This is a genomic window from Chamaesiphon sp. GL140_3_metabinner_50 (genome assembly GCF_025361915.1).
Taxonomy (GTDB): Bacteria; Cyanobacteriota; Cyanobacteriia; order Cyanobacteriales; family Chamaesiphonaceae; genus Chamaesiphon.
Genome location: NZ_JANYJC010000192.1, coordinates 1 through 10,936 on the forward strand (window position 1 = coordinate 1; position 10,936 = coordinate 10,936).

Here is a 10,936-nt window from a genome sequence, read left to right on the forward strand (position 1 = left end):
TCAGGCGCGGGCGCAGTAGTATCGATCATCCCATATTTTTTCAGGAACCGATCGACCCGACCTTCGGTATCGATAATCTTCTGAGTTCCGGTATAAAATGGATGATTGCCAGACCACACATCGACGCGGAGTTCTGGTTGGGTAGAACCAACAGTCATTACAACTTCACCGTTGCAATAAACTTTGGCTTCTGGGTACCAAGTAGGATGAATATCAGCTTTTGCCATAACTTTAACTTTAGCTATTTAATGAATTTCGATTAAATTCCCTTCTGAGAGGGCTACCCTGTATACACAAGTCGATTGGACTTCGTTTAAGTTGGGTTTACCCCCCCAACCCCCCCTTATAAAGGGGGGGCTTTGCTCCCCCTTTATAAGGGGAGGGCTGGGGTGGGGTAAAGGACTACGCAGCAACTCAAATAACTTGTCGGTACGCAGTAGCCTTGCAGGGGCAGGGGTAGATGAAGCCACCCCATAATTCCACCAACCAGATTTAACGTTTCGAGTACTGAGGAGCTTTACGGGCTTTGTGCAGACCGTATTTTTTACGCTCGACACAACGGGGGTCGCGCGTGAGGTAACCTTCAACTTTGAGGGGTTTGCGGTTATTGGGGTCGAGTTCGCACAATGCGCGAGCTACACCTAGTTTGACAGCATCCGATTGTCCGGTCAAGCCGCCACCGTGGGCGTTAACGAGAATATCGTACTCGCCTTCTAAGCCGAGAGTCTCTAGGGGAGATCTTGCTGCTGAGATGTAGCCACTCTGACAATTGAAATAGTCTTCGCCAGTTCTACCGTTGACGATTAGTTTACCAGTACCAGGTACCAGACGGACTCTGGCGATCGCCGATTTCCGACGACCCGTACCCCAGTAAACTGCCTTTTTGCTTGCTTCTACCATGATTATGCTTTAGGAATAGTGTTGACGACTAAGACTTCAGGTTTTTGCGCCGCATGAGGGTGCTGGGTACCTGCGTAGACGTTCATCTTGGTGAATAGATGTTTGCCCATTGAATTTTTGGGTAACATGCCTTTAACAGCTTGCTCGATAATCCGTTCTGGAATGCGAACTTGTAATTTGGCGAAAACTTCGGTTTTCATCCCGCCAGGACGACCGGAGTGTCTTCTGTAGACTTTCTGAGTGCTTTTTTTACCAGTGACCTGGACTTTCTCGGCATTGATCACGATGACGAAATCGCCAGTGTCGATGTGAGGGGTAAAGGTAGGTTTATTTTTGCCCCGCAATACCATTGCGATTTGGCTGGCTAAACGTCCGAGGCGTTGGTTGGCAGCATCGACGATGTACCACTTGGCATCAGCCGTATTATTAGTTGGCGGTAAGTAGGTTTTTTCCACGATCGTATATCAGTTGTAAGTTGGGTTTCGCGCTTACTCTACCCAACAGATGTAATTGAGTAAAGCTAAAAATAAAACTAAGTTTTCGGCAGTTGAAATTCGGGTTGGGTATCGTACCAAATTGACTCTGGGAAGGGAAAATCTGGATAGCCGACTCGCAGCAAGCACAATCCTTTAGCTGGTGCGGAATGTCTGACTCGCGATCGTTGTTCGGTCTGCCAGATTTTGGTAAATTCATCAACCGATAAATCGCCATTACCCACTTGTACCAGCAGCCCGACTAGCAATCGTACCATTCCATACAAAAATCCATTAGCTTGAATTTCAATTTGGACGAAATGCTCGTTGCGATCGCACGAAATATCCTGAATATCGACCCAGGAATGCGATCGACCCGAATCGGTACGATGGAAGGCAGCCAGATGATGGTTGCCCACCAGTGGTGCTACAGCGGCTTGCATTCGCTCGATAACCAGCGGTGCCTGGTAATAATGCCAACTATAGGGTCGCACGAACAGATTAGGTTGTGGAGCCGTATAGATGGTGTACCGATACCGTCGATACGCCGCTGAGAACCGAGCGTGCCAATCATCGGCAACTGACGCGGAGGCGCGGATGAGAATATCATCTGGCAACCGCATGTTAAGCACTGCTGCCCAACTAGGGGCGGGAATCACGCTGGGGTTGTCAAAATGGGCAACTTGAGCCGCAGCATGAACGCCACTGTCAGTACGTCCGGCACCGTAAATATCTACGGATCGATCGAGGACTTTAGCAATCGCTCGTTCGATTTCGCCTTGTACCGTTCTGCCTGCGGGTTGTTTTTGCCAACCATACAGGTGCGTGCCTGAATATTGAATGACTAGAGCGATCCGTTCGGCTGGACTGTTAGTGATGAGTTTGTGGTTTTTAGCAGCCATTGAGTCACAAATAACAGTTAGCGAGGGACTAGCTCTACATCATTTCGATAATCGCCATTTCAGCATTGTCGCCCCGACGGGGTACCGTGCGAACGACGCGAGTGTAACCACCCGCTCTATTGCCGTAGCGTTCGGGAGCTTCCGCAAATAAGTTATGCACTAGATCTGTATCGTAGATATAACCCATCGCTTGACGGCGCGCTGCAAGCGTACCAGATTTAGCGAGAGTTACCATCTTTTCCACTGCTGGGCGCATGGCTTTCGCCTTAACCAGAGTGGTGGTGATCCGACCGTGGCGGATCAGTTCGGTAGTCAAAGACCTTAATAGGGCTTTGCGTTGGTCTGCTGGTTTACCCAGTTTTGCCACGCGACAGCGATGACGCATTGTATTTTTCCTCGATTTAATTAATGTGGACTCGGCTGCCGCTAGGCGGCGTAAGAGCTGGGGGCGGATCTAACTACATAAAGCATGACAGTTTAGGGTGGTGGCAGTCGATGTGTTCGATTAACTGTACCTACTTGCTAACTGTTATTGGGCTTTATCGTGGGGTAGTTTGATCCCCAGTCGCTTTTCCAGGGCTTCGATCACCTCCTCTGCCGATTTAAGTCCAAAGTTCTTAATTTCTAAGAGGTCTTCTTGGGTGTAACCCATTAAATCGGAGACAGAATTAATCTGCGCTCGTTTGAGGCAGTTATAAGCTCTGACCGAGAGATTTAACTCTTCGATCGGAATTTGATTGGAAGGATCTTCTTCATCGGCATATTCTGGTTGGAACGATTCCAAGCTGATATCCTTGAGCGGGTTGAGGAGATCGACCAAAATTTTGGCAGATTCGCTCAATGCTTCTTGAGGAGTCAGACTACCATTAGTCCAGATTTCGAGGATCAACCGATCTTTTTCGACGGCACCATCGATTCGCACATCTTCGGTGGTGTAATTAACCTGAGTAACAGGCATAAATACAGCATCGATTTGGAGCAGATCCATTGCTAGCCCCTGTTCGCGGAATTTGTCTACCGAGCGATAGCCTTTGCCGCGCTCGATTCGGAATTCCATTTCCAATTTGCCACCCTCAGCGACGGTAGCCACATATTGGTTGGGATCGACAACTTCTACTTCAGAAGGCAACTCAAAATCAGCGGTGGTAACCTCAGCAGGGCCAGTCACATTCAATCGACCGATTTGCGGTTGAGAGGTGTAACTTTTGAGTTTGACCTCTTTCATGTTCAGCAGGAGTTCTAACACATCCTGACGAACGCCGACTAAGGTGGCAAACTCGTGGTTGACCGTACCGGGTTTAACGCCTGTTTTTTCGTCTCTGATTAATCCAGCGACTCGTACGGCGGTAATACATGTCCCTTCTAAGTTGGACAGTAGTACCCGCCGGAGCGAATTACCGATCGTCGTACCTTGACCGCGATCGAGCGGTTCCAGGATAAACTTACTATATTGACTTTGATTTGACTCGGTCTTAGACTCAACACACTCGATCTGAAACTGCGCCACAGAGTGACCTCCCTACCCAGTTTGTACTTGACTTTAAACTTTTGATAGATTCCCGCTCGACTGCTGGTTAATCTTTTTTCGACCTAACAAGTTACAGTTCCGAGCGACGCTAGTTGGCGATTGCCAATTTCGATCGGGCGAACTATAAATTAATAATTACTCTATACTCTGCGTCGTTTTGGAGGACGGCAGCCATTGTGAGGAATTGGAGTGACATCGCGAATTAGAGTTATTTCTAACCCTGCACCTTGGAGGGCGCGAATCGCTGTCTCACGACCCGCACCAGGCCCGCTGACCATCACTTCTAGCTGACGCATCCCTTGATCCATCGCGCGTTTGCCCGCACTTTCAGCGGCGGTTTGGGCGGCAAAGGGAGTACCTTTTTTCGCGCCTTTAAAGCCACTAGATCCGCTCGATGCCCAGGAAATTACATCTCCGTTAGCATCAGAGATCGTGACGATCGTATTGTTGAATGTTGACTGGATATAAGCTACGCCGTTTGGAACGTTACGCTTCTGCTTTTTAGGGCCAGTCTTTTTACTAGGTTGTCGAGCCATGTCGGTCTATGTATTAGAAAATATCAATGAGGTAATCGATTCGGAATCTACTGCGGACTAGTTCGATGTATCGACGAGTAAGCTGCAAAAATTGAATTTGTGTCCGGTAGTATAATCGTCCACCCATGCTCTTTTATGGCTACACATCGATAGCGGCGATGACAGGAGTTCTAGACACACTAATTGGCGAAGAGTAACGAACCGACTATCTACCATTAAGATTGGTAGACAAGTGGAGCTACTAATCGCCAATTGGCTATTGCCAGGTTGCCACAACCATCGAACCATATTATTTCTTGCCAGGAGCTTTTTTCTTCCCAGCGACTGTGGCGCGACGACCGCGACGAGTCCGTGCATTGGTGCGCGTCCGTTGACCGCGAACGGGTAGGCCCATCCGGTGTCTACGTCCCCGATAGGAGCCGATGTCTACCAATCGCTTGATGTTCATCGATTCCCAGCGACGTAAGTCGCCTTCGATCTGATAGTCGCCTTCTACCCGTTCCCGTAGGAGGGTTACTTCAGCGTCCGATAAATCCTTAACTCGCGTATCCGGATTTACACCCGTCTTTGCGATTACTTCTTTGGCGCGGGTTAAACCGATGCCAAAAATGTATGTCAGACCGATTTCCACCCGCTTGTCGCGAGGGAGGTCTACGCCTGCTATCCGTGCCACACTTGTTTCTCCACTATACTTTGCTCTCGATCGGGTAATCGATGGGTTAATGAACAGGTTTGGTTGGGAACTAGCGCAACTCGCCCCATCCTTACTCTCATCTACCATGCGATCGTCATCGGTGCCAATAACTAACTAGCAACTTGGACTAGTTATCTTAACCTTGACGTTGTTTATGTTTGGGGTTGGCACAAATTACCATCACCCTGCCACGTCTACGAATGACGCGACACTTTTCACAAATCTTTTTGACAGACGCTCGAACTTTCATGTCAATTTGGTCAACACTGCAAGCTTAATATTATAACATTTTTCAACTAATTGTCACCTGCGATCGTACGCAAATTTAACTGGAGACGATCTGCCAGATGGAATCCGCCCTAAATTTGGGCACCAAATCGCCCCAGATAATTACTTCTTATTCCGCAGTCTGTATGTGATTCGCCCTTTGCTAAGGTCGTAAGGAGTGAGTTCGCATTTGACGCGATCGCCAGGAAGAATTTTAATATAGTTGCGACGAATTTTACCGGAGATATGGGCTAAGACATTAAACCCATTATCTAGATCGACTCGAAACATGGCATTAGGCAAGGATTCTGTCACCGTGCCTTCCATTTCAATCAAATCTTGTTTAGACAATTAATATTTACCTCAATTAGGATAGTGGATATTTCTATTTTAACAGGGGCAACGAGTGGTTGTGTTTTCGATCGGAGTCCATCTCCAAGAATGAATTGCGGGACGCGGAGATCTGCCCACAAACCTCTAATTAACCAGAGCTTCTAAATGGTGAGTAACCTCTGCCAATTCGCGATCGCCGTCAACACTGCGTAAAACGTCCTTGCGCTGGTAGTAATCGAGCAGGGGTGCTGTTTGCTCGTCATACACTACCAACCGCCTGCGAATCACATCCTCGGTGTCATCAGGGCGATTTTGAATCTTGGCGCGTTCTAGCAATCTGGCTACCAGTCGATCTTGAGGTACGCCCAGATCGATCGCGAGATTGTAGTTTTGACCGATTTCGGTGAGTAATCGATCGAGAAATTCTGCCTGAGCGACATTGCGGGGAAATCCGTCTAAAATCCAGCCTGCTTTGATAGCATCATCTTGACTCAACCGCACCCGAATCATATCTAAAATCAGCGCATCGGGGACTAGTTCGCCTTTATTCATGAAAGCTTGGGCTTGAATGCCAAGCTCTGTTTGCTCTTTGACTTGGGCGCGTAAAATATCCCCAGTCGAAATGTGTGGAATACCGCAGGATGCAGCTAAAATTTGGGCTTGGGTACCTTTACCCGCGCCAGGAGCACCGAGAAAGATCAGTCTAGTCATAAGGGGATAGGGGATAGGGGATAGGGGATAGCAGGATAGGGTAGGGTAGGAGATAAAATTCAGAGTGGCAAATCGAACTCTCATACATCCAAGTAAGACCCTCTATGCCCTATCCCCTATTCCCTATTCCCTAGTCTTTACTGTTAATCATCCCTTCATAACGTTGAGAGATTACCAGGGTTTGAATTTGTTTAGCAGTATCGATCGCCACACTAACTAAAATCAAGATTGAAGTTGCCCCAAACCCTTTAAAAATTGCACCGACATTTAGCGCGCTTTCAATGGCTGTTGGGACAGTGGCAACGATGCCTAAAAAGATCGCACCCAGTAAAGTCAGTCGCGAGAGAATCCCTTCAATATACTTACTAGTAGCAACTCCAGGGCGAACGCCAGGGATACTCGCGCCCATTTTCTTGAGGTTTTGAGCCATATCAACTGGGTTCACGACTAGCGAACTGTAGAAATAGCTAAAGAACACGATTAAGACTACGTAGAATGCCACATAACCAGCCGATCCTGGCAATAAGAAGGCAACTATTTTACCAACGACTTGATTGACTGGACTGTTGGGATCGCCTTTACCAACGACCCCAGCTACAGCACTAGGTAAAACTAATACCGAAGATGCAAAAATAATTGGCATTACGCCGCCTTGATTGAGGCGGAGCGGCAAATAGCTGGTACGTTCGCGTTGAATTCTCCGTCCGACTTGACGACGAGCCGAAATAATTGGAATGCGACGAGTACCTTCTTGCACGAATACGATTCCGACTGTCATTACTAAGAAAACTGCTAGTAACGAAACCGTCCGGGTGAGAATCGAGCTATCGCCACTTTGCGCCAAACTGAAAGCATCGCCAAAGGTTTTGGGAAGTACAGCAACAATGTTCAAGAAAATTAAGAGCGAAGCACCGTTACCAATGCCACGTTCGGTAATTAGTTCTGAAATCCACATCACAAACATCGAGCCAGCAGTTAGAGCCATTACCGTGCTGACTACAAAGAAAATTCCTTGATGTCCGGGGAGTGCGTAACGTTGCAGCCACAGTGCGAGTCCGATACTCTGGGCGACACCCCAGCCGAAAGCCACATAGCGAGTAATTTGAGAAATCTTCCGCCGTCCGGCTTCACCTTCTTCTTTTTGGAGTTTTTCCAAAGAGGGCAAGGCAGTTGTTAATAACTGAATGATAATCGAAGCATTAATGTAAGGGGTAATTCCCAGTGCAAAAATCCCGACGGTGGATAATGCACCCCCGGAAAAGATATCTAAAAAGCCAATTACCGAGCTATTTTTGATATCGTTGGCGAAAGAGAGTCGATCGATCCCCGGTACGGGAATAAACGTACCCAGCCGCGCTAAAATCAGCAAGCCGAGGGTGACCAAAATTCGACCTCTCAAGCCAGCGGCTTGAGCCATCTGCACAAATGTCTCTTGGGCAGATGGGGCTTTTTCTCTACTAGCGTCCATCTAAAATTACCTCTAAAAGTTTAGTTAATGTCAAGTCTAAAATATAAAGAACTGTTACCATTATGAATTCAAGTATACAATTCTCTTGCCGATCGTGGCGATTTTAAACTAAGAATCCAGCACCGCCAATTTAATTTCAAAGGCAATGCTGGAGTCAATCTAGCTTATTGGTAGCGAAAGTCGGCAAGCATCTTAAATAACTTCGCAACTACCACCAGCAGCTTCGATCTTGGTTCTGGCACCAGTGGTGAACGCAGCCGCTTTACAAGTAAGTGCAACTGTGAGTTCGCCGTCACCCAAGAGCTTCAATGGGCCATCGTTAGTAGTAACGATTCCGGCTGCCATTAAGGTTTGGAGGGTGACTTCGCTATTAACAGGAAGTACAGATAGTTTGCTAACGTTAATAACTGTATATTCCTTCTGGTTAATCAGCGGGAAATGTTTTAATTTGGGCAACCGCCGATATAACGGCATTTGACCACCTTCAAATCCAGGGCGAGTGGGGCTACCGGAACGGGATTTTTGACCCCGCATTCCGAAACCGCCGCTGGCACCTTGTCCGGCAGCAATACCACGACCGACGCGGCGTTTGCGGTGTTTAGAACCCGCTTTGGGTTTTAGATCGATTAATCTCATGTTAGTTAGGCTTTAGGCTTTAGGTTTTAGGCTTTAGGCTTTAGGAAATAGGTTTTAGTTGTCTGGTAGATTGGGTAGTTACGAAGACTAGGTTTAACGAATGTGAAACCCAACCTAAGTCTACAACTAATCAAATTATCCGACCCTAAAGCCTAAAGCCTAAAGCCTAACACCTATTATGCAAATAGGTCAGCGACGGTTAAGCCGCGATCTTCGGCAACTTGATTGAAGCTGCGGAGGGTTTTGAGCGCGTTGACTGCGGCGCGGGCGTTATTGAGTGGGTTGCCCGAACCGAGTTGTTTGGCGAGGATATTTTTAACCCCAGCCAGTTCTAATACCGTGCGAACGGCACCACCAGCAATTACCCCAGTACCGGGAGCGGCTGGGCGCATCATTACATTAGCACCACCGCCACCACCGACGATCGGATGGGGAATAGTATTAGATTTAGTTAAAGGAATGGTAATTAAGTGCTTCTTACCATCGGCTACGCCTTTACGGACTGCTCCGATAACATCGCTGGCTTTACCAACACCAACGCCAACTTCGCCTTTTTCGTTACCAATTACGACGATAGCGCGGAAGCTGAGTTTTTTACCACCCTTAACTACCTTGCTCACGCGACGGATTTGAATTACCCGTTCTTGATAGGTAATTTCCTTTTCTTCTTTTTTGCCTCTACCGCCGCCTTTACCGCCGCCGCCTTTACCGCCGCTACCGCCACCGCGACGATCTCCGCCACCGCTACCGCCACCGCGTCGATCCTGTTGTTCTTGTGCCATAATCTGATATTTGGATGAGTTACGATTAGAAATTCAAGCCAGCTTCACGAGCAGCTTCAGCTAGAGCTTGGACGCGACCATGATATAGATTACCACCACGATCGAATACTACTAGTTCGATCCCTTTTGCTTTAGCACGCTCGGCAAGTAATTTACCGACTTCGGTAGCTGCGGCAATATTAGCACCAGTACTCAATCTTGATTTGAGTTCTGGTTCGAGACTCGAAGCGGCAACTAGAGTATGTTGCTCGGTATCGTCAATGACCTGAGCATAGATATGTTGCAGCGATCTAAATACTGCCAACCGAGGGCGAGCAGTGGAACCTTTAACATCCTTCCGCACGCGACGATGGCGGCGTTGAACGGATTCTTTACGAGTTAGTTTCATGTTATATTCTATTTCTTCCCAGATTTACCAGCTTTACGGCGGACAACTTCACCTTCGTAGCGAATACCCTTACCTTTATAAACTTCTGGTGGGCGTACGTCGCGGATTTTGGCAGCAGTGTTGCCGACTAATTCTTTGTCGATACCACTAATGGTTACACTAGTGTTTTTTTCCTTGGGAACTTCGATCGTAATTCCGGCTGGTGGATTAATTTTGACGGGCAAACTGTAGCCGACGTTGAGAGTCAACACGTTGCTATCGACCGCAGCCCGATAACCGACCCCTTGGATTTCCAATTTCTTTTGGAAGCCAGTGGAAACACCTTCAACCATGTTGGCAACTAGTGTCCGACATAAGCCGTGGCGTTGACGTGCGGGACGGGAATCGTTAATCCGGTTGACCATCACCATTTCGCCTTCCATGACGACGACAACTTCAGCGGGAAGCACGCGCGAGAGTTCGCCTTTTGGCCCTTTGACTACTACCGACTGACCATCAATACTGATGGTGACTTTGGCAGGTAAAGAAATTGGACGTTTACCAATTCTAGACATAATTAATATTTACTCCTTGTCAATGAAATCGCGCTGCCCAAGTGCAGTCGCGGTGTGAATATTTGAGCCAGGGGAGTAGGATTTAGTACATATAAAGTGACTAATTCAGGAAAAATCGCAATGAGATTTCTACTTACTGACTGCTAGATGAGAGTTACCAGATATAGCACAGGACTTCGCCGCCCACGCCTTGCTTGCGGGCTTCGCGATCGGTCATAATTCCACTAGAGGTGGAGATGACCGCAATCCCAATCCCACCGAGAACTTTGGGTAAGTCTTTGTGGTTGGAATAAACGCGCAGACCGGGCTTACTTACCCGTTTGAGGGCGGTGATAATCGGTTGGCGATTTTTGCCTTTATATCTGAGGGTCAGGACTAATTTTTTTTCAATCCCTTCGCCAACTTCTTCGTACTCACCAACGTAACCCTCTTGTCTGAGGACGGTAGCAATGCTACGAGTGAGCTTAGTTGCGGGCAGATTGGTGGTTTGATGTTTGACGATGCTCGCATTCCGAATGCGAGTCAGCATGTCTGAGATGGTATCGTGTGCCGCCATTTGTTGTTTATGGTAATTAGTGAATAGTGGATAGTGGATAGTGGATAGTGAAAAGTGCGATGAAGCAACTTTTCAAGACAGCGGGTAGCTATTGCTCTCCATCGATCCATACCACGATTGCTTGTCTAGAAGGGTTAACTGGCGCGGAAGGGCATTCCCATTTCTTTTAACAGTGCGCGTCCAGCTTCGTCGTTATCGGCTGTAGTGA

Annotated in this window: 17 protein-coding genes; all 17 read right to left on the reverse strand. The window is 47.7% G+C overall.

Annotated features, from left to right (window positions below; all coding sequences use genetic code 11):
- On the reverse strand, positions 1-227 hold a 227-nt coding region (rpmE, locus tag Q0R35_RS09565), incomplete at its 3' end, for a 50S ribosomal protein L31 (protein WP_295616759.1).
- Positions 228-492: 265 nt separating this feature from the next.
- On the reverse strand, positions 493-906 hold the full coding sequence (rpsI, locus tag Q0R35_RS09570) for a 30S ribosomal protein S9 (protein WP_295616806.1): 414 nt from the start codon (positions 904-906) through the stop codon (positions 493-495).
- Positions 903-1,355: a 50S ribosomal protein L13 gene (rplM, locus tag Q0R35_RS09575; RefSeq protein WP_295616762.1), complete on the reverse strand. Its 453-nt coding sequence runs from the start codon at positions 1,353-1,355 to the stop codon at positions 903-905. The genes rpsI and rplM overlap by 4 nt, the downstream gene beginning before the upstream one ends.
- A gap of 77 nt (positions 1,356-1,432) precedes the next feature.
- Positions 1,433-2,275, reverse strand: coding sequence for a tRNA pseudouridine(38-40) synthase TruA (truA, locus tag Q0R35_RS09580; RefSeq protein ID WP_295616766.1), 843 nt, complete (start codon positions 2,273-2,275; stop codon positions 1,433-1,435).
- A 34-nt stretch (positions 2,276-2,309) separates the two neighbouring features.
- Positions 2,310-2,660: a 50S ribosomal protein L17 gene (gene rplQ / locus Q0R35_RS09585; RefSeq protein ID WP_295616769.1), complete on the reverse strand. Its 351-nt coding sequence runs from the start codon at positions 2,658-2,660 to the stop codon at positions 2,310-2,312.
- A gap of 144 nt (positions 2,661-2,804) precedes the next feature.
- Positions 2,805-3,782: a DNA-directed RNA polymerase subunit alpha gene (locus Q0R35_RS09590; protein WP_295616773.1), complete on the reverse strand. Its 978-nt coding sequence runs from the start codon at positions 3,780-3,782 to the stop codon at positions 2,805-2,807.
- A gap of 161 nt (positions 3,783-3,943) precedes the next feature.
- Positions 3,944-4,339, reverse strand: coding sequence for a 30S ribosomal protein S11 (gene rpsK, locus Q0R35_RS09595; protein ID WP_295616775.1), 396 nt, complete (start codon positions 4,337-4,339; stop codon positions 3,944-3,946).
- Positions 4,340-4,628: 289 nt separating this feature from the next.
- Positions 4,629-5,012, reverse strand: coding sequence for a 30S ribosomal protein S13 (gene rpsM / locus Q0R35_RS09600; RefSeq protein ID WP_295616778.1), 384 nt, complete (start codon positions 5,010-5,012; stop codon positions 4,629-4,631).
- A gap of 157 nt (positions 5,013-5,169) precedes the next feature.
- The gene (gene rpmJ, locus Q0R35_RS09605) at positions 5,170-5,283 is read right to left on the reverse strand and encodes a 50S ribosomal protein L36 (protein WP_015161734.1); all 114 of its coding nucleotides are present in this window, start codon (positions 5,281-5,283) and stop codon (positions 5,170-5,172) included.
- 140 nt (positions 5,284-5,423) lie between these two features.
- Complete coding sequence (gene infA, locus Q0R35_RS09610; protein ID WP_295616782.1) at positions 5,424-5,651, reverse strand: translation initiation factor IF-1; 228 nt, start codon at positions 5,649-5,651, stop codon at positions 5,424-5,426.
- A 126-nt stretch (positions 5,652-5,777) separates the two neighbouring features.
- Positions 5,778-6,344: an adenylate kinase gene (locus tag Q0R35_RS09615; protein WP_295616785.1), complete on the reverse strand. Its 567-nt coding sequence runs from the start codon at positions 6,342-6,344 to the stop codon at positions 5,778-5,780.
- Between the two features lie 130 nt (positions 6,345-6,474).
- Positions 6,475-7,812 (reverse strand): preprotein translocase subunit SecY, encoded by a 1,338-nt coding sequence (gene secY, locus Q0R35_RS09620; RefSeq protein ID WP_295616788.1) that lies wholly within the window; start codon positions 7,810-7,812, stop codon positions 6,475-6,477.
- A gap of 192 nt (positions 7,813-8,004) precedes the next feature.
- Entirely contained in the window at positions 8,005-8,448 is a 444-nt protein-coding gene (gene rplO, locus Q0R35_RS09625; protein WP_295616791.1) for a 50S ribosomal protein L15, read from the reverse strand.
- A gap of 176 nt (positions 8,449-8,624) precedes the next feature.
- Positions 8,625-9,230, reverse strand: coding sequence for a 30S ribosomal protein S5 (rpsE, locus tag Q0R35_RS09630; RefSeq protein WP_295616794.1), 606 nt, complete (start codon positions 9,228-9,230; stop codon positions 8,625-8,627).
- 25 nt (positions 9,231-9,255) lie between these two features.
- Positions 9,256-9,618 (reverse strand): 50S ribosomal protein L18, encoded by a 363-nt coding sequence (gene rplR, locus Q0R35_RS09635; RefSeq protein WP_295616797.1) that lies wholly within the window; start codon positions 9,616-9,618, stop codon positions 9,256-9,258.
- An 8-nt stretch (positions 9,619-9,626) separates the two neighbouring features.
- Positions 9,627-10,172: a 50S ribosomal protein L6 gene (rplF, locus tag Q0R35_RS09640; RefSeq protein ID WP_295616800.1), complete on the reverse strand. Its 546-nt coding sequence runs from the start codon at positions 10,170-10,172 to the stop codon at positions 9,627-9,629.
- Between the two features lie 154 nt (positions 10,173-10,326).
- Positions 10,327-10,728 (reverse strand): 30S ribosomal protein S8, encoded by a 402-nt coding sequence (gene rpsH / locus Q0R35_RS09645; RefSeq protein ID WP_295616803.1) that lies wholly within the window; start codon positions 10,726-10,728, stop codon positions 10,327-10,329.
- Positions 10,729-10,936: the final 208 nt, after the last annotated feature.